We start from the raw sequence: 19039 nt of genomic DNA, 5'->3' as shown, positions 1-19039 counted from the left end.
CCAAGATCAGAACGCCCTGCATCCGGAACTCAGCTCTGACGTATGCCACAGGGGGGTGAAGCCCGCCGTCACCGCCTGTTGTGGCAAGCGCCGCTGGTGCCAAGAATAGGCACGTTGGTGAGAGATTATCGTGTCTGCGGCGCAGGAAGAGTACGATTTCGGGCACTTTCCGGACTGAATGCGGCGCGCGAGAGTGGTGCATGCCCGACGAAGCGCCCCCTCCCCTGCCGCGCCAGCCCGTCGAAGCCGCGCCGCATGTCGGTCGGACCTGCGGTCAGTCAGACCCACTCGCCCGGAGGCGGTCCCGGGATCACGCACGCAGCGCCGCCGGCACTCGCCGCAGGGCGACAAGGCCGACCTTCTCGCCCACCCGCCCCCGTATGCCGCCGGGCAGTTCGATCTCAATCGCCGTGGCCACGCGCGGTGATGGCGCCGGCAGCGATACAGGCTCCAACTCCGCCAGCGCGTCGCTGTGGCAATCGGCGGTGGCGACGCGGACCGGCACGAACTCCGGCGGTGGCCTGGCTACCAGCAGGCCGCCCCGGGCTTGGCGTCGCCACTGGCACATCAGGCCGCGATAGACGGCGTGCCGAGCTGCCATCTCCGAAACCTGCACGCCGGGCCCATCACATTCGGCCAGGATGCGGAGCTTGTCCGCCATGCTCCACCGCCGACGCCGCTCACGCCCGGTGATGATCTAGACCGTCCCGCTGCCCATGACCTTACAGACGACCTTACGCCCGACGTTAAGGCCACCAGCCTCGACGCACGTCAGCAGCCAGGAAAGGCGATGGAGGCCGGATGCTTCGACCACCTGACCACTAAGGGCCTTAGAACATCGCTTTCGCATGATCCCACGTTGTTTGTCTTGCTCCGGTCATGCTGCCTCGGAAAAAGGCCCAAGCTGGCTCGCGGCCAGAGCAGCTCGCAAGTTTACCTCGGCCGCCTCAATTGCCTGCACGAGATCGGACGGCCGCACGGGCTTGGCGAACAGGTAACCCTGAGCGAGCGGGACGCCACACTCTGCGAGAATGCGTAATTGCTCCATCGACTCCACGCCTTCGGCGACCACGCGGATGTCCAGCACATGACCGAACTCCGCAAGCACCTCCACCATACGGGCGTGCACGGTATCGCTCGCTATGGGTTTGACAAGCGACTGATCGATCTTGAGCCCTGTGAAAGGAAACTGCCGAAGTGTCATCAAGGAGCCGTGCCCACCGCCGAAGTCGTCCAGGACTATTCTGGCGCCAAGCTCCCTGATGCCTTGAACGGCCTTCTGGACCTGTGTTGTGTCACCGCCGAGCGCCGTCTCGGTCATTTCGATAATAAGTCGGTCGGACGCTAGGCCACTCGACGTCAAGGCATCCTCGACCATGGCAGCTACATCCATCAGACCAAAGGAGAGCGCGGAGATATTAACCGCCACTCGCCAGGGCTTTGGCCACGTAGCAGCCTCCTTGCAGGCGGCATTCAGAACCCAACGGTCGAGGTGTGAGATGAGCCCGAGCCGCTCCGCCAACGTTACGAACTCGTCGGGCGGCACCGCGCTACCTGGGCTGATATCCCAGCGGACCAGCGCCTCCAGCGACGTGGTCTCTTGTGTGTTGAGGGCCATAACCGGTTGGAACACGAGGTGGAACGGCTCCGCTCCGCTGGGTACCAGGGCTTGCCGCAGGCGTGCAGCCAAGTCCATTCGCCCGATGTTGTGGACGGCGGAAATGCCCTTAGGCACGAGAGGATCTATCGTGTCCGGTAAAGTAGCAGCCTGACGTGTTACTCCGCGCCCAGCCCGCTTTGCACGATAGAGCGCCGCGTCAGCGGCCTGCACGAGTTCCTGAGCTGTTTTGGCGTCGTCAGGCAGGGTGGCTATGCCGATCGAGGTGCGCAGCGGTACGGGTTGATCATCGACCATAAAGGCAGCGCCGATAGCAGCGTGGATGCGATCGGCAAGCGCCTGACGCGCTTCGGATGAGGCCATGCCAGGACAGAGCAGGGCGAATTCATCTCCACCCAGCCGGAAAGCACGGTCGCCTGATCGGACCAGGGCCTGCAACCGTCTGCCGACCTCTTGCAGCACGAGATCGCCACCAGGATGGCCAAAGACGTCGTTGATACCTTTGAAGTTATCCAGATCGAGCAGGAAAAGCGTAACGCTGTCGTTTGCTGCAGGGCTGAGCAAGGCTTCGAATTCACGCCTATTGCTTAGGCTGGTCAGAGGGTCGCGGTGAGCTTCTTTTTCCAGCCGGTGCATGAGGCTGTGGAGACGGATCGCCGCCGACACGCCAGTTGCGAGATCGCGCAAATGTTCAAGCTGACGCTTGTCGGGTTGCTGTGGGTGCCGATCGGCCACGCAGAGCGCACCAAGTGCATGCCCCTCCTCGCTGAGGAGCGGAACGCCGGCGTAGAAACGGAGGTCGCCTGAGAGGACATCCGGATGATCAGTGAAGCGGGGGTCCAGTCGAGCGTCCGAGACGCAGAGCACCTCGTGCGGCTGTAGGATCGCGTGGGCGCAGAACGAGACGTCACGAGGCGTTTGGCGAATGGGAAGACCCACCGACGCCTTGAACCACTGACGGTCAGTGTCGATCAGCGAAATGGCGGCTATAGTGGTACTGAATATGCCGCTCGCCACGCGCACGAAGCTGTTGAACACCTCGCTCGCGGGAGTGTCGATCAGGTCTAGCCCGTGAAGAGCAATAAGACGCTCTGCCTCATCATGTGGCAGCGGAGCAGGTGGCATGGCTACCTCCTGAACATGAGCCTACCAGGTCGCGGGCCCGTGCTCCGAACGGGCACCGCGGCGGTCCAACTTGTACTAAGATCGCAGAACTGACCTACACAGTGATAGTTTCCATGTAGCAATCAAAGAGAGCGCCTTGCAAGTGCGATAAGACAGCTTCTGTCCGTGCTCGCACCGGAGTTATTTTTAAACGCGGCTGCGTTGCATGGACCACCTTGCAGGCGTGGCAGGGCCTGGGCGGAGAGGAAGCGCTGTGCCTGCTCGGTGGACTTGACGCGCTTCATCTGCCGCTCTCGTCGTTGCGTCGGCGGGTGGAGGTCTCTGCCCGGTGTTCAGGACCCTGTGCTGCCAGTGCTCAACATCGGGCATCACCTCCCGCTTGGCCGCCCCCTAGCTTGGGAGAGTACCGGTTATCACGACGCGTGGCACGCGGCGTTTCCGCCTTAGTAGCTTCCGCAGCAGGCGTTTGGCGGCTCGCGACTGTGGTGCAGCAACCTTGCGGGTGTTGCCATGATGGGCTCGGCGTGGGGCCGAGCAGGTGGGGTGGAGCGGGTGATGGCGGTGCGGTGCCGTCGGGGCGGGCCGCGGGCGTGGGACAAGGTCCGCGGCTGGGCGGCGTACGACCAGGCGCTCGTGCGCCGGGGTGACATCACGGTCTGGGTTTCGCCCGCGGCCGCCGCGGGGTGGCGGGCTCCTGCCGGCCACCGCACCATCAGCGACGCGGCGATCGCGGCAGCCCTCACCGTGCGCCGTGTACCGGCTCGCGCTGCGGCAGGCCGAGGGCCTGATCCGCTCGATCCTCGCCCCCTCGACCTGACCCTGCCCATTCCGGACCACACCACCCTCTCTCGCCTCGGAAGGACACCTGGGCTCGGCGGGAGGTCCGATGCGTGCCGCGGCCGCGGCCTCGCCATCGACAGCACTGGCCTGCGCCTGGCGAAGCCGTCGGGCGCGGGACACGAGGGCTGGTGCAAGCTGCACGTCGCGGTGGATCCGGACACTGGACAGATCCTCGCGAAAGAGCAGACGCGCTCCGATGGGCACGACACCGTGCCCGTGCCGGCATTGCTGGACCGCGTCACCGGCCAAATCGGGCGCGTCTGCGGTGACGCAGCCTAGGCGGGCAGGTCCACCTGCCGGGCGGTGGCTGAGCACTGGCAGGTTCTGCCGAACGCCGAGGGCGTGTTCAGGCCGAAGGCGCCGGACGTCAGAGCAGCAGACCAACTCGACCCGCTGACCGGGCGCGGGCGGCACGCGTGGGAGCGCGCGACCGGCTATGGCCGCCGGAATGCGGAGGAGTGGACCCACTCGTGGTGGAAGCGCGTCCTCGGCGGCGGTCTGCGGTCGCGGGGCCTCGACGCACAGCGGGCCGAGGTCGGCATCATCGCCGGCGTCCTGAACCGCATGGCCGAACTTGGCCGTCCTCGCGCGCAGCGCGCTGCCTGATCGGCACCTTTGAGGACCACGCGCGACCTCACGACTGTTCCTGTACCAGAGCCACAGTCGTGTGGTTACATACCGCTCCGCCCCTCGGCGTCGGTACGCCTCTCTTTGTCAGCGCCCGCGCAAGCCCCAGGTGCATGGTGACCTCCTCGGCCCGGATAGCGTTCACTTCCAAGACCAGGCGGTGTGCGGTGCAGATCGCCTCCTCTTGGCGCGCCTCTGCAGCTGCGATGTGACAGGGCGGCAGGAGCAGTCTCCATCCCTGTTTCCCGCCGAGCACAGCCCCACGCGCCCGAGCCGCCGCAAGGGTCCGCTTCGGGCGCCGGACGCCCCTCTAAACACCAGCGCTTCCTGCTCTGAAGCGGACATGCGGTCAGGGAAGGATGACATCCGCATCCGCGCCCACCACTCCGCCCGGCAACGAATCGCGCCCGAGCGGTACGTCCATGTCGCAGACTAGACCGGCCGCGTCCCAGAGAAGCACCAACGTGCCGTCGAGCTGTCCTCGCACTGTGCCCTCTAGCACCCGCGAGCCAAAGCCGCGGCGGCTCGGCGGCGCTGTCACCGGTGGGCCACCCCGCTCGGCCCAGCACAGCCGCAGGATCCCTGATGGTCCGCCGTCCAGTCGCCACGACATCGCAATGCGCCCCGTTGGCACTGAGAGCGCGCCGTACTTCAAGGCGTTGGTGGCGAGTTCGTGCACAGCCATCGCCAGCGGTTGCGCGGCGCCCGCGGGTAGCGCCACGTCCGGTCCATCCAGTTCGGCCAGAGGTCCGCCTCCATTACCGGCGCCGAGGAACGGGGCCAGCTCGCCGCGCAATAGTGTCCGCAGGTCGGTCCCTGCCCAACGATCGTCGGCCAGCAGCGTCTGTGCCCGGGCGAGCGCTCCGACGCGCCCCTCGATCGCGCGGATGTAACCCGGCAAGTCCGGTGCCTTGGTGAGACGGAGTGCGGCTTGCACGACGGCCAAGGTGTTTTTGGCTCGGTGGTCCACCTCGCGCGCTAGAAGCGCCTGCCGCTCCTCCGCTCGCCTGCGCCCCGTCACGTTGGAGAACACCGCGGCGAAGCGCCCCGGCTCGGTCCGGTAGGCCGTGACCTCGAACCAGCGCCCGTACGCCGCAAGGTAGTGCTCGAAGTGCGCAGGCTCTCCCGTCTCGACCACCCGCGCGTAGGTTTCGAGCCAGAACGGCTCGAGGCCCGGAATGGCCTCGCTCGCGAGCCGACCCTGGACCGCCTCGCTGGGGACGCCGGTCAGCCGCTCCCAGGCCGCGTTGAGCTCAAGGTGACGGTAGTCCACGGCGCGGCCCTCGGCATCGTGGATCAACTCGCAAAGCGCGAAACCCTCCTGCATGCGTTCGAACAGGCCACGCCAGCGCGCTTCGCTCTCGCGCAGCGCCGTCTCGGCGTGCCGGCGGTCGTGGATGTCTACCGAGGCACCGAACCAGCGGGTGATCCTGCCAGTGCCCGGGTCGCGGTGGGGTTCGCCCCGAACCAGGAACCAACGCCAGTCACCGGTCTTCGAGCGGATGCGGTGCTCGACCAGGAAGGTACTACTCGCCCGTCGTGCCTCCTCGAACCGCTCCATCGTCAGGGCCGCATCGTCGGGATGGACGAAACTGGCCGCTACCTCCGCCGCAGTTGTTGGCTCGTAGAGAACACCAGTGTAGTCGGACCATTGCCGATTGAAGAACTCCGTCCGGCCCTCGGCATCAGTGATCCAGATGATCTGCGGGACGGCGTCGGCCATGAGGCGGAAGCGTGCCTCGCTCTCCCGCAGGGCCTCTTCGGCGCGGACCCGCTCGATATGCGCCCAGGCGCGCTCAACGACCGTCTCCAACAGGGCCACCTCGCCCGCCGTCCAGTCACGGGGAGAGGATTGGTGTACCGCCATCATCGCCACGAGCCGCTCACGCTTGACGAGCGGGCAGCAGACGATCGCTTTGACGCCGATAGCGTTGAACATGGCACCACCATCGCCGGTGGCCAACTCCCCATCCACGTCCCGTACGATGAGTGTCCGCCCGGTTCGCATGTCGTCTGCCGCGCGCGAGCCGAACAAATTCAGGCTATACTCCCCGGCACTGCTGGCGGCGCCGTCCGTCCAGTCGTCGCGAATGGTAAAGCGGTCGTTGTCGGCGTCCACGTCAGCGTAGGCGCAGCGAGTGGTTCGCAGGTACTCACCGAGAAGACCAGCCGTGGCTGCCATGATCTCGCGTGGCGCGGAGGCGCGCGCCGTCACTTCGCCTAGCCTATCGAGGAACCGGAACCTTCCCTCGCTCTCGCGCAGGGCCGCCTCTGCGCGCGCTTGCTCGACAGCCGCCCAGGTCCTCTCGGCCACCTCACGGGCAAGCAGCACATCCTCGTCGGACCAGTGTCTCGGCTCGGGATGCGCTGCGTAGAGGTAGGCAGTCAGAAGGCCCTGCTTCACAAGCGGGATTATAACGAAGGCGCGAAGCGAAATCGCGGCGTAGGCGGTGAGCGCGTCTGGGGACGAGGTCCGGGCATCTTCCCTTACGTCGTGCACGGCCACGATCCGGCCCGCGGCCATGTCAGCGGCCATGGCTGTGCCGTAATCCTTGAGGCGGTACCGGCCTGGCAAGAAGCCCGGGAGACGACCGTCGTGGAACTCCCCTCCGGTGGTGGCGTGCCCGTCACCATCGACCTCCGCATAGCCGACTTGCGCCGCGTCCAGGTGACGCCCGAGCGCTTCGGCCGCCGCGGCCATGGCCTGCCTAGGGTCGGACAGGCCGCCCAGCCTGTCCTCCAGGCCGAGCCGGAAAGCCTGCCGGCGCGCCGCCAGTACCTTCGCCGTGGTCTCGGTGCAGGGGCAGAAGACCCCGGCGACCCGTCCCGCCTCGTCGCGCACCGGCGTGTAGGAGAAGGCGAAGTGCGTCTCCTCCGGGTATCCGTGCCGATGCATGAGCAGCGTAATGTCGTCCATCTGGGTCGGCTCGCCATCGTAGCAGCTGGCCATGATGGGCTCGAGTTCGTCCCAGATCTCGGACCACACCCGCTCGAAGGACTGCCCGAGCGCTGCGGGGTGCTTGAGCCCAAGGATCTCCGCGTAGCCGTCATTGTAGAGCATGAGGCGTTTCGGCCCCCAAGCCACGAACATGGGCTGGTTCGAGGCGAGCATCACAGCGACCAGCGTCTTGAGCGGCTGCGCCCAGCGCTCGGGCGGCCCGAGTAGCGACATCCCCCAGTTGTTGGCCCGCATACGCGCGCCCATCTCGCCGCCGCCAGCGAGGAAGGCGGGCACGCGAGCACTTGGACTGACCTCAGGGGCCATAAGGGCCATCCTGAATGCAGTGCTGCCGCCAAGGACTTCGGAGCCGCTCCCCCTGCCTGGTCTCGTACCCGTCCAGGAATACCTGAAATGAGCCGATAAACTCGGTCGCGAGGCGGTAGCACCAAAATCCCATAAAGCCTTGGGTGAGAACCCAGATCTCAGGTGTTAGCGATACATCGCGCGCTTCGTGGACCAGCATGGCTCCTCTACAGCGTGGCCGCACAGCTACGTCAATCGTGCTGCCGCGAAAGGCCGAGCCGTCTCCAGAGCCAGGGCCTCGGTGTACTTAGAGTTGGGGACAAAACCTGAGCTGGGGCGTTGAGGAGACATGGCGCTCCTCGTTCCTGACGACCTCTGGGCGGTGGTGGAGCCGCTGCTGCCGCAGGACCGGCCCAAGCCGAAAGGTGGTCAGCCGCGTGCGCCAGACCAAGCAGCGCTGGCGGGCATCCTGTTCGTGCGGCGCACGGGCATCCAGTGGCACGGGGTGCCGACCGAGCTGGGCTGCTGCGGCAAGACCTGCTGGCGAAGGCTGGGCGAGTGGCATGCGGCCGGGGTCTGGAGGGGCTGCATCGAGTGCTGTCGGAGCAGCTGCAGGACACGGGCGCCTCGGATTGGAGACGGGCGGCGCTCGAAAGTGCCAGCTTGGCTGAGAAAAGGGGCGCGAGGAGGTCGGGTCCAACCCGACGGATCGGGGCAAGCCGGGCACGAAGCGCCACCTTGTCACGGACGCTCATGGTAGGCCGCTTGGCCTCACACTGAGCGGAGCCAACCGCCACGGCAGCCGCATGCTGGTGCCCACGCTCGACGCGGTGCCGGGCGTGCGGGCCAGGGCCGTCCGGATGCGGATGGGGCGGTCGGACGCATTCGGCGGGATGGGCGGAAGGCATCGCTCAAGCGGCAGTCCGCTTCAGTTCAGCGCGAGCAGTTTGGCGATGCGTCGGACCGTGTCCGGGATACGCCAGAAACCGGGTGGACTGGGCCGGTAGATCGGGGGTGGCCGCTTGTCTGCCCTCCCCTGCCCTCCAGCATCGTCAGCGTCGCCTCCAGGAAGGCCACCAGGAGTTCCGCCTGGGGCCGTGCGGCAGCCGGTGTGCTCTGCCCCTGGCCGAACACGGCCCACTCGAGCTGCGGGCGCGCCGTGAGCCAGTCGGCGCCGGCGCCCATGCGGGCGACCTCGTCCAGCAGGTCCAGGCGCTGAGCCGCGGCTGCCCTCGCGTCCGCCGCCTCCTCTGGGCTGGAGGGCCAGCAGCTGCGCCTTCAGCAGGAGCAGGCTGGCCATCACCAGCCAGTCCGGCCGGCGCTCGAGCAGTATCAGCCCCTCGCCGGCCTCGATGGCGGCGGCGAGTTGACCCGTCAGCGTCAGGATGGAGAGCCGGCCGAGGTCGACGCCCTGGCGACGTACCATCTCCAGTAGGAAGTCGAGCGCGCCCTCAAAACCCTTGACTCTGAGCTGCGGTGCCCTGCTGAAGCCGGAAATGGGAGAGCCCCTCCCCGCTCCAGTCCTCCGCCTCTGCATTGACCAAAACTTCAGCCACTTGGGAGCACCCCAGCCCGCCCTCTTCCGTTCCGACTTGTCTCTTCCCGCGCGGCCGCCTGACCCTCTTGCCCTTTCAACGCCTCGGCCTCTTCTGCCCCGCCCAGGTCGTGGCGCTATAGTTCCGAGGGGAGGTCGGGCTAGGCGCGGCGGAGCCGGGCGATCGCGGCCAAGGGCGACCAGTCGGCCGACCAGCCCCCCCCACAGCCGGGTGCCGATTACCTGGGTGAGTTCCGCCTTGCGCTCCAGCGGTAGACGCTGGTGCACGGAGTTGCAGCAGGCGTGATCGGTACCGACCGAGCTCCCATCAGCTTCGGCGAACGGAGATGGGTTTAGCGGTCTGGATCATGCGGTTGAGCACCGCGACAGCGATGCTCGCCTCGCCCTGCTGAGCAGGAAGTGCGCGGGCACGCAGCGTCGAGCCGATCAGGTGCTTGTAGCAGCCGATCGCGGTCTCAACGTGATTACGCCTGCCGTATCCAGTTGTCCGCTGCCAACCTATGCGGCCCTTCTCGGCCAGGAGCCGAATGTGACGGTCCCGCCGGGTCGGGCGGCCGGGATCGTTCGTGCTCAGCACCGCGGAAGCGCGTGGTGGGATGACCACCAATGGCGCCGGTTCGGGTTGCCTGCGCAGGCGCGGTAAACAGCCTCGCCGTCGTAGGCAACATGCGCGGTCATGCTGGTGATGGAGCCTTCAGCTTGGCCCAGTAAGCCAGGCGCTTGTGTCGCATCGTCGGCATTGCACTCGCTCAGCACGTGCGCCATGGTCTCGCCACTACCGGCGTCCACCGAGATGTGGAGCTTGCGCCATCACCGACGCGTGCGGCCGTGCTGGGCGGCATTCCACCCGCCCTGACCGCACAGCTGCAGACCTGTGCTGTCGAGCACGAGGTGCCTAGGGCCGTCGTGCGGGGTGGCAGGGCGCTGACGACCGGCAAAGCCGCGACCGCGGCGCGACAGAGTCGTGGTCGGGTACGACCAACTCGATCCCGAACAGGCGTAGCACGCTACATGTGAATGCCTCCGCTTGACGCAGGGCAAGGGGAAAGACAAGCCGCAAGGTCAGTACCAGCTCGGTCGCCAGATTCGGGTAGCGTAGCTGCCCACCGGGCGTCCTCCGTCGCGGTGCCTGCCAACCTGCGACGGCCTCTTCGTCGAGCTAGAAGGTCAGGTCACCACGCTGCCGGAGCCCTGCCTCGTAGGCTGGCCAGTTCGTGACACGGTAGCGCGCCTCGGGAATGTGGTGACGCCGGGACGCATTGTGCTTGTAAGGCATCTCAGAGGCCTGCCCGCGCCTTCGCCACCAGGAAACCCCACCGCCTCCCTGCACCAACACCACGTGAAATCGGTCCTGCGCCAGATTAGAAGTCAGCCGTCGTTCCAAAATCGAACGCCGCTCATCGTAACCCGAAGTAATGAGAATGGGGCACGCTCGTGCGCCCCCCTGACGTCGCCACTTTCGCTTCACTTCGATGGATCGCAGCCGTCATCCTGGCAGCATGCGCCGGATCACCCCGTCGCGCTTGACCAGCGCATGGTAGAGCGCGCCTGAGACATGCAGCGCGATCAGTACCAGCAGAAGCATCGCGACGTTCTTGTGCACGCCGCCGATCGTCTCTGCCACCGCCTGATCGGGTGCGAGGAGACTGGGCAGGGGGATCAGCCCAAGCAACCGCGGCGTCGTGCCATATGCATTAGCCGCCATCCAGCCGAGCAGGGGCAGCAAGATGAGCACAAAGTAGAAGGCCCAGTGCGTTCCGCGCGCGAGCAGGCGCAGAGCCGCCGGCAGGTCGGTCGGTGCCGGCGGCATAGGGTGTGTCAACCGCCAGCCGAGGCGCAGCAGCATCACAAGAAGGATGGTCGAGCCGGTGGCGAGGTGCCAGGCGGTGATCGTGTCCTCGGCCGACTTAGGCAGGACGGAGGGGAGCACAAGGGCCAACGCGAGCTGGAGCAGCACCAGGGCTACGACAAGCCAGTGGAAGGTGCGGCTCACCGTATCGTAGGGTTGCCTGAGGTCCGTTGGCCCTGATCCGACGCGCGCATCTGCTGCCATGTCCACTGCTCCCCTATGCCCGCGTGTACCATATGAGCACGGTGGCGAGGGTTGCATCGTGCCCTTCGGGCCGTTTTGCAAACACATTCGTGACGTAACGGTGCCTTGTGGTGTGACACCGGCCCCTAAGCTTGCAGCCACTTCAGGTTATGGCAGGACGAGTTTTGATAAAGCACGACGCAACGGTCGAAGCCCCCTCCGCGGACAAGGGCCGAGCCACGGGGGCCCGCTGGATCGGGCGTCCGGTCATGACAGCAACCCTTCCGGCCGAGCGCTTCGGCGCGCGCCGGGCCATCGTTGCCGCCCTGGCCGCCGGCATTGCCCTCGTGCTCGCCGCGCTCGGCTGGAACGTGCTGGCAGCGGGTGGCTGGACGTTGTGGGAAGCGTTGATGATGGTCAGCATCGTCGCGAACGCTCCCTGGCTCGGCCTGACCGCGGCTACCGGCCTCGCCGGCCTCGCCATCCGGCTCTGCGTGCGCGATCCCTCGGCCTTCGTCTTGCCCGCGCTGCGACGGACCTCCGCTGTTGTCCACGACCGGACGCTGCTCGCCCTCTGCGTGCGGCTGGAGGACATGGACACGGTTCTTCCACCATCGGGTCGCCTCCTTCACGAGTTGAGGGCAAGGCATGGTAACCGCTTCGTCCTCGGCATCCTCTCCGACACGCCGCCTGGGCGCGCGGCGGAGGCGGAGGCGGAAGCGGTCGCCGCCTTCGCCGCGCAGTTCCCGGCCGGTGCGGTGCGCTATCGGCGCCGGGCCGATAATACCGGCTTCAAGGCGGGCAACCTGATGGAGTTCCTTGACCACCACGCCGCGGGCTTCGACCATGCGCTGGTGCTCGACGCGGACTCCACTATGTCGGCGAAGACCGTCGCGCGGCTCGTCCGCACCATGCAGACTGATCCAGACCTAGCGATCCTGCAGACGACGATCGCCGGCCGCGGCGCGGGAACGCGGTTTGCACGGCTGTTCGGCCTCGGGTTGCGGCATGGGACGGCGGTCTGGGTCACCGGCCAAGCCTGGTGGCAGGGACCCGCGCAGCTCTACTGGGGGCATAATGCGCTCATCCGCATTGCCGCGTTCCGCCGCGACGCAAGGCTGCCGGCCCTGCCGAATGGCACCCGCATTCTCAGCCATGACTACGCCGAGGCCGCGCGGCTGCACGCGGGCGGCTGGGCGGTGCGGGTGCTGCCGGAGAGTGCCGGCTCCTGGGAGCGCCACCCGCCTGATCTGCCGGCGCTCTTCGCCCGGGACCTGCGCTGGGCGGCGGGAAACCTGCAGTACCGTCACTTGCTGCTGCGGAGCGACTTCGGCCGCCTGGGTCGATTTCAGATGCTCGAGGCAATCCTGCACTACGCGCTGGCGCCGCTGCGCTTCGCGTTGCTGCCGCTGGCCGCGCTGAACGCGGCGACGGGGGGCGGGGAGAGCACCCCGCGCGGCGCGCTCCTCTTCCTCCTCCTGCTCGGCCTTGTCGTGTCGAACTTGCCGAAGCTGGCTGGCTACGCCGAGGCGCTGCTGCGGCCAGGCCGCTTCCGTCGCGTGGTGTTGCTGCGCGCCATGGTGCAGGAGACGCTGCTCGGGCTCATGCTCGATACGTTGGAGGCGCTGGAGCGATCACTAACCATGCTGCAACTGGCACGGGGACGCTTCGGCGGCTGGACAGTGCAGCCGCGGGCCGCGCGGGAGGTCACCTGGAGTGCCGCGGCGCGCCGCTTCGGCTGGCACACCGCCGCGGGGCTCGTCATGCTCGGCGGCTTCAGCCTGGCCGGCGGCTTCGCGGCGCTCGTTTCCCTGCCGGCGCTGATGGGATTGCTCCTAGCCATTCCCCTGGCGGTGCTGACGGCGCGGACGCGAGGCGGGGCGGAGCGCCGGGTCCCTCACCCCTGAAACGGCTTCGATGGCAGCGCGCCCGCAGGGGCAGGGCGCTGGACCCTCTCCTCGGCGGACCTCCGTCGCCGGTCAGGAGACCGGGGGCGGGAAACAATTGTCGCCGCCTGGGCTGGCCGCTTGAGGGATGGAGGCCCGCCTGACCGGCCTGCCGGGGGTTCAGCCCCCGCGGCGTAACACGAAGGCAAGGCCATCCCACAGCGCAAAGGGCCGTTCGCCGGCCACGTCTAGGACGAGGTCGTGCGCCGCGGCCCATCCGCGCGCCTCCGCCACGTCGGCGGCCGCCTCGCGCCCGTAGGAGAGGTTCAGCACCACCAGCGCGCCGCCGGGCCGCAGCGCCCGCGCGGCGCCAGCGACGTGCCGCGCGACCACCGCCGGGCCGAGGCGCACGATGTAGGGAAAGCTGTCGACGGCCAGGACAAGGTCCAGGCTGCGCGCCGCCAGCCCGTCTAGGTCCTGGCCGGTGGTGTGTGCCAATTGCACGTGAGGCCAGGGCGCGCAGCGCTTCCGCGCCTCCGCCAGCATGCCCTCCGAAACATCCATGCCGAGCACGGAACCCGCGCGCGGCGCCAGGGCGGTGGCGAGGCGGCCAATGCCGCAGCCGAGATCGAGCACGTCGGCGTCCCCGTGCAGCAAGCCGCACGCGTCGAGCCAATCGAGGATCTCCGCGGTGGCGGCGGCCAGGATCGCTGGGTCGCCCAGCGAGTAGAGCGCCACGCTTGCCTCGGGCGAGTTAGCCACTGCGCGGTCGAAGAAGCTCGCGATCTCGGCCGCGCCGGCCACGGGATCGGTGGCTGGAAGCGCGTGATTGCTGCCTGCACGCACGACTTCTGCCGAGAGCCGCTCCAGTTCCGGGCGCCGCGCCTCGACCAGGGTGGCGAGCGCCTGCCAGCGCTGTGTCGGCGGCTCGGAGCGCCGTTGCTCCAGCATCGCCGCGATGCCGTCACCCGTGACATGGCCGAGCAGGAGACGGCTCACCGCTACCTCGGGCGAAATAGCGCCGGCGATGCAAAGGCCAACCGGGTCATCTTCGGATGGCGTCATGGCAGTGGGGTGCAAAGGGGTCGGGCCTCCCTGTCCAATGCGCTTGGCCTCAAACCGACGAGTAGGACGCCGGGCGACCGCAGTCCATCCCACCACCGGGCCGGGCTTTGGCAAGTTGTTTGACGAGAAGACACGTTCGGTCGCATGACTGAAAGGGCGGCAGGATCATGGTGCCGCTTCGGCACAGGTCTCCTGCTGCCAGATCCTGAAGGCCTTGGTCCGGACGCGCTGGTACTCGCCGGCCGTCATCAGATGCCGGCGATGACGGAGGTGGCCGTAGATCATGCTGTGCGCCGAGAGGAACCGCTGTGCCTGTTCGGCCGACTTGAAGCTTTTCATCTGCCGCTCTCGTCGTCGGGTGGGCCGATGCGAGTTCTCGGTCTGGTTGTTCAGGTATCGGCTGCTCCGGTGCCGGACATTGGGCAGGAGTTCGCGCTGCGCCACGCCGTAGCTCTTCAGCCCATCAGTAACCAAGCGGCGCGGCTTGTACTTGAACCCGGACAGCAGGCGCTTGAAGAACCGTTTGGCCGCACTCCCGTTCCGCCGGTCCTGAGTCCAGCACCACGCCGTGCTGGTCCACGGCGCGCCGGAGGTAGTGCAGCACGCCGTTGATGCGCAAAAACCCTCGTCGAGGTGCCTGGTATCGTCCGGCTTCAGCCGGCTGCGCCGCAGCTTGGCCGCGAACTGGGAACTGAACTTGCGGCAACAGCACCAGATGCTCTCGTGCGTGACGGTGATGCCGCGCTCTGCCGTTGTCCGCCGTCAGGGCTCATGAGACAGGTGGGTATGGTTGAGGAACGGAGGGTTTCCGGCTCATCGTAACCGGCAGGGAACGAGCCATGAGCCAGAAGCCAGCGCCACCGAACGCGAAGCCACCTGCCGATCGGGTGGTGCGCGACATGCGCCGGGCGACCCGCAAGCACTACTTGGCCGAGGACAAGATCCGGATTGTGCTGGAGGGTTTGCGCGGGGAGGAGAGCATCGCCGCCCTGTGCCGACGGGATGGCATTGCCGAGAGCCTCTACCACACGTGGTCCAAGGAGTTCCTGGAGGCGCGCAGCCTCAAGGAAATCGTGGCGGAGCAGGCTTTTGATCTGCGGCTGTTCGAAGTGGGTTTGATCGCGGATGGGGACGACCGTGAATGAGGTACCCCGCCACCGAGCAGCTCGAGATCATCCGCCTGGTCGAGGGATCGCACCTGCCGGTCCGCCGCACCCTGGAGCGGCTCGGGATCCCGCGGGCGACCTTCTATCGCTGGTGCGACCTGTACCAGGAAGGCGTCCTCGAGGCGCTGGAGGACAGGCCATTCCGACCGGAGAGGGTCTGGGACCGCATCCCCGACGTCGTGCGGTCCTGCATCGTCGACTTGGCGCTGGAGGCGCCCGAGTTGTCCCCGCGCGAGCTCGCGGTGCGCTTCACGGACACCCAAAGCTACTTTGTCTCGGAGGCTTCGGTCTACCGCCTGCTCAAGGCGCATGACCTGATGACCAGCCCGGCCTTCATCGTGGTCAAGGCAGCAGACGAGTTCCACAGCAAGACCACGGCACCGAACCAGCTGTGGCAAACGGACTTCACCCTCCTGAAGGTGACCGGTTGGGGCTGGTTCCTCCTTTCCACCGTGCTCGACGACTTCTCGCGATGCATCATCGTCTGAAAGCTCTGCACCACCAAGGCGGCGAGCAACGTCACCGAGATGCTGGCGCTGGCACTTGCCGCCTCCGGCTGCGATCAGGCAAAGGACCTGCACCAGCCGCGGCTGCTCTCCAACAACGGCCCCTGCTACGTCGCAGACGACCTCGCCAAGTGGCTCGACGAAATACGCATCGCGCATGTCCGCGGCGCTCCATGCCATCCGCAGACCGGGGGCAAGATCGAGCGCTGGCACCAGACGCTCAAAAACCGTATCCTGCTCGAGCGCGAGCGCATCAAACGCAAGACCATCCAGCAACGACGCTTGCTGCACCAACGTCGAGCCGCCTAATGTCCCATCACCAGATGCGCCAGAGCCTCCGCTAAACCCGCGCCCTCTCTGCCCCAAAGCGTTCGACGACGGACAGGCCAGCAGACTGGACTGCCCATTCGACTTGCGGGCGAGCCGTGCATCAGGATCAGTCTTGCTGGCATGGGTCTCGTTGCTGCGCCGCTCGCCGCGCCAGTCGGCCTCCGCGTTGCGCCCGCGGCCCATGGGTGGTTCCCGCCCATCGTTGGCTTCCTCCGCCTTGGACCGATAGGGCTTCTGACTGGCCCAGGCCTGGATCAGGGTGCCATCTACCGAGAAGTGCTCGTTCGACATCACCACCTTGACCCTGGCCTGGGCTACCACGGCCGCGAGGGGGGCCTGCGCCACGTCGCCCGCGAGCAGCCGGTCGCGGTTTTTGGAGAAGGTCGAGGCGTCCCAGACCGGGGCACCCATCGACAGCCCCTCGAACTCAGGAGACAGCCCTCCAGTGCCTCGTCCACCACCCCCCGGATCAGCCGGAGTGATGGCCTGCCGGAACGCGCGCCTTGCAACTCACGTAACTGAAAAGCCCCTCCGTCTGCTCGTCCGCACTCCGCATGACAGGCCATCCCTCCCCAGCAAGCCCGAGGGAATCACGACCAACACCACATCGCGAGTGTTTTTCAACAGCCGGTTAGAGCGTTTTCCGGCCGAACTTAGCGGATAGCTCAGGTCAGCCGAAACTGGCCGTAGTAGTCCCCACATCACGCAGCGGTCCGTTATTCAGCCACACCAGCGAGGTAGGCATAAGTGACGTCAGGTTCCACTACTAGTAGTAATGAATGTGCATTCCGCCATCTATCTGGACGGCCGTCCCGGTCGCAAACGGCACCTCTCCGCTAGCCAGGGTGGCCACCGCTTGGCCGATATCCTCCGGTGTTCCCCAGCGATTGATGGGCGTGAATCCCTCGGCCAGCAGCGCGTCGAAGCGGTCGCGCGCCACTGCTGTCATGGGCGTCCGGATCAGACCTGGCCGCACCTCGTACACGCAAATCCCACGTGCTGCGAGGCGAACCGCGAACAGCTTCGCCATCATTGACACCGCGGCTTTCGACATTGCGTACTCTCCGCGCTCCGGCGCGGCGATCGCGGCATTGGAGGAGGAGATGAAGACCACCGAGCGGCTGCCCTCCACCCCTTGGGATTCGGCGGCCAGCATACGGCGGGAAACCGCTTGAGTCAGGAAGAAGGCGGCCCGGGTGCTGACTGCGAAGTTCGTGTCGTAGCTTGCGACGGATACGTCGAGCAGGTCGCCGCGCGAAGCCACGGAGACTCCGGCGTTATTGACCAGACAGTCCAGCCGTCCGAACGCTGCGTAGACCTCGTCGACGAATCTGGGGTGATCCTCCAGGTCAGCGATGTCCCCGGCTACGAAGGCAATGCTGGCGGCCGGGTCGGCCTTCTCCCTCAGGTCAGCCTTGCGCTCGGGGCTGAAGGACCGGTCACTCACGATCACATCAAACCCGCGCCACGTCAGGGCAATGACGACACCGCCGCCGATTCCGCCTGCCCCGCCAGTCACCAGCGCCACACGACGTGGAATGCCCTGTATAGCCGGAGCTGTCTCGGCTGAAGACGACATCACCGAGCTCCTCAGAGGACCGGCGAGAAAGCGTGAATTGGGGCCTCTTCGCCCAGGCAGAAGAACTCCCGGTAGAGGCCGATTTGCTCGGCCAGCATGTGGATGCCCGGCTGCACCGGAAGGCCGAAAGAGGCGGCCTCCCGCAGGAGCGTGGTTTCGGCTGGCTTCATGATGATGTCGGCGACCCGGGTGCCAGGGCTCAGTGCCGAAGGCTCGAACGGCAGAGGATCCTCCGCACGGAGACCGAGCGGGGTTGCGTTGATTACGACCGCCGCATTCTTCAGAGGCGGCAGGGCTGGGGTATTTACAGCGCCGGGCCAGCGCCCGGACAGCCGCGCCGCCAATGCCACCGCCTTGCCCGGCACCGGGTCGACAACGTGCAACTCCCGCGCGCCCCGCTCTAGAAGGGCGGCGGCGATGGCGACACCGGCGCCACCCGCGCCGAACAGGATGATAGGCCTGCTCCGCAGATCCTGCCCCGCCTTCAGCAGACCTGTGACGAATCCGCGCCCGTCGAAGTTGTCCGCTGACCAGCCGCCGTCCGGATCACGTCGGAGCGCGTTCGCCGCGCCCGTCAGCTCGACCATCCCGCTACGGCGCTCGACCAGATGAGCCACCGCGAACTTGTGGGGGATGGTCACGAGGATCCCGTCACAGTTCCCCATGGATTTCAGCCCCTCCACGACGGTGCTCAGCCTCTCCGCGGAAGCCTGTACAGGCACCATGACGGCGTCGATGCTCTCATTCGCGAACAGACGGTTCATCAGCCTTGGGGCAAGAACCTGGGTCACCGGGTCGCCTATCACCGCGTAGAGGCGCGTCGCGCCTTCGGGTGAAGGTATCATCTGATCCGACATACCGAGGCGTCTCCGTGTGATCTGGGCCACCGCGACGTTGCAGGGCGCCCGAAAGGTAAATGGTGGAGGACCGCCAAGGTGCTGATACTGGGCAACCCTCCACCATGAACGTCCGCCCTATTGAATGCGGATTTCACGGGACCGGATGAGATCCCGCCATTTCGTGTTCTCCGCCACAAGATAGTTTGGCCATTCCGAGGCGGGACGCACCTTGGGAGTCACGGCAAGGGCGGTCAGGCGTTCCGCGACCTCCGGCGCCTGCATGGCGGAGGTGCAAGCTGCGTTAAGACGCTCCAGAATGGGAGTGGGCGTTCCAGCGGGCGCAAGCATGGCAAGATCCTCAACCACCTCGTAGTCGGGGAAGCCCAGTTCGGCGAAGGTTGGAACGTCCGGCGCGAGGGGCGTGCGCTCCCGCGTGGTGACGGCCAGGGCGCGGAGGTCGCCCGACTGGAGGAACGGCATAACCCCCGAGCTGACCACGAAAACCATGCCTGCCTCGCCGTTGATCACCGCTTGGGTCGCAGGGCCGCCGCCGCGATACCCTACCTCTGTCACCTGGATACCAGCCTGCTGCAGAAACAGCTCGGTCGCGAGATGGGTCGAGGAGCC

At 66.8% G+C, this 19039-nt stretch carries 12 protein-coding genes and 4 pseudogenes; 5 read left to right on the top strand and 11 right to left on the bottom strand.

Features of this window, described 5'->3' with window-relative positions:
* Window positions 1-310 precede the first annotated feature (310 nt).
* The gene (tnpA, locus tag D9599_RS28260; RefSeq protein ID WP_309228741.1) at window positions 311-694 is read right to left on the bottom strand and encodes an IS66-like element accessory protein TnpA; all 384 of its coding nucleotides are present in this window, start codon (window positions 692-694) and stop codon (window positions 311-313) included.
* 183 nt (window positions 695-877) lie between these two features.
* Window positions 878-2743, bottom strand: a complete 1866-nt coding sequence (locus D9599_RS28255; protein ID WP_198384627.1) for a bifunctional diguanylate cyclase/phosphodiesterase — start codon at window positions 2741-2743, stop codon at window positions 878-880.
* Window positions 2744-3253: 510 nt separating this feature from the next.
* On the opposite strand from D9599_RS28255, the gene D9599_RS28250 reads away from it, so the two are divergent.
* Entirely contained in the window at window positions 3254-3862 is a 609-nt protein-coding gene (locus tag D9599_RS28250; protein WP_198384626.1) for a transposase, read from the top strand.
* A 24-nt stretch (window positions 3863-3886) separates the two neighbouring features.
* The gene (locus D9599_RS28245; RefSeq protein WP_198384625.1) at window positions 3887-4189 is read left to right on the top strand and encodes a hypothetical protein; all 303 of its coding nucleotides are present in this window, start codon (window positions 3887-3889) and stop codon (window positions 4187-4189) included.
* 370 nt (window positions 4190-4559) lie between these two features.
* Here the strand turns inward: D9599_RS28245 and D9599_RS28240 are convergent, their stop codons facing one another.
* A complete protein-coding gene (locus tag D9599_RS28240) occupies window positions 4560-7475 on the bottom strand; it encodes a PAS domain S-box protein (RefSeq protein ID WP_198384624.1) in 2916 nt (971 codons plus the stop codon).
* A gap of 328 nt (window positions 7476-7803) precedes the next feature.
* Between D9599_RS28240 and D9599_RS28235 the strand changes: the two are divergent.
* Window positions 7804-8299, top strand: a pseudogene (locus D9599_RS28235) (IS5 family transposase); the annotation flags it as partial.
* Window positions 8300-9904: 1605 nt separating this feature from the next.
* Here the strand turns inward: D9599_RS28235 and D9599_RS32575 are convergent.
* Both D9599_RS32575 and D9599_RS28225 read right to left on the bottom strand, forming a co-directional pair.
* Window positions 9905-10156: pseudogene (locus D9599_RS32575) on the bottom strand (transposase); the annotation flags it as partial.
* A gap of 339 nt (window positions 10157-10495) precedes the next feature.
* Window positions 10496-11002, bottom strand: coding sequence for a cytochrome b/b6 domain-containing protein (locus D9599_RS28225; RefSeq protein WP_198384623.1), 507 nt, complete (start codon window positions 11000-11002; stop codon window positions 10496-10498).
* Window positions 11003-11310: 308 nt separating this feature from the next.
* Between D9599_RS28225 and mdoH the strand changes: the two genes are divergently transcribed.
* A complete protein-coding gene (gene mdoH, locus D9599_RS28220; RefSeq protein WP_198384622.1) occupies window positions 11311-12948 on the top strand; it encodes a glucans biosynthesis glucosyltransferase MdoH in 1638 nt (545 codons plus the stop codon).
* 159 nt (window positions 12949-13107) lie between these two features.
* On the opposite strand, the gene D9599_RS28215 is transcribed toward mdoH, so the two are convergent.
* Together D9599_RS28215 and D9599_RS31710 are read right to left on the bottom strand one after the other, a co-directional pair.
* A complete protein-coding gene (locus D9599_RS28215; RefSeq protein WP_198384621.1) occupies window positions 13108-13926 on the bottom strand; it encodes a class I SAM-dependent methyltransferase in 819 nt (272 codons plus the stop codon).
* A gap of 231 nt (window positions 13927-14157) precedes the next feature.
* Window positions 14158-14649: a DDE-type integrase/transposase/recombinase gene (locus D9599_RS31710; protein WP_255531698.1), complete on the bottom strand. Its 492-nt coding sequence runs from the start codon at window positions 14647-14649 to the stop codon at window positions 14158-14160.
* 182 nt (window positions 14650-14831) lie between these two features.
* On the opposite strand from D9599_RS31710, the pseudogene D9599_RS28205 reads away from it, so the two are divergent.
* A pseudogene (locus tag D9599_RS28205) lies at window positions 14832-15973 on the top strand (DDE-type integrase/transposase/recombinase).
* Window positions 15974-16048: 75 nt separating this feature from the next.
* Here the strand turns inward: D9599_RS28205 and D9599_RS31705 are convergent.
* The 4 genes and pseudogenes from D9599_RS31705 to D9599_RS28190 all read right to left on the bottom strand — a co-directional run.
* A pseudogene (locus D9599_RS31705) lies at window positions 16049-16550 on the bottom strand (transposase); the annotation flags it as partial.
* A 210-nt stretch (window positions 16551-16760) separates the two neighbouring features.
* The gene (locus tag D9599_RS28200) at window positions 16761-17573 is read right to left on the bottom strand and encodes a 3-ketoacyl-ACP reductase (RefSeq protein ID WP_198384620.1); all 813 of its coding nucleotides are present in this window, start codon (window positions 17571-17573) and stop codon (window positions 16761-16763) included.
* Between the two features lie 11 nt (window positions 17574-17584).
* Window positions 17585-18430 carry a shikimate dehydrogenase gene (locus D9599_RS28195; RefSeq protein ID WP_232481033.1) on the bottom strand — a complete coding sequence of 282 codons (846 nt, stop codon included), beginning with the start codon at window positions 18428-18430 and terminating at the stop codon, window positions 17585-17587.
* A gap of 117 nt (window positions 18431-18547) precedes the next feature.
* Window positions 18548-19039 (bottom strand): tripartite tricarboxylate transporter substrate-binding protein (locus tag D9599_RS28190; RefSeq protein WP_255531697.1); only part of this gene is annotated, 492 nt, incomplete at its 5' end.

Origin of the sequence: Roseomonas sp. KE2513 (assembly GCF_016107305.1) — a bacterium.
Lineage (GTDB): Bacteria > Pseudomonadota > Alphaproteobacteria > Acetobacterales > Acetobacteraceae > Roseomonas.
The sequence above is the reverse complement of the archived record's forward strand: the minus strand, read 5'-3'. Positions and strand labels throughout refer to the sequence as shown.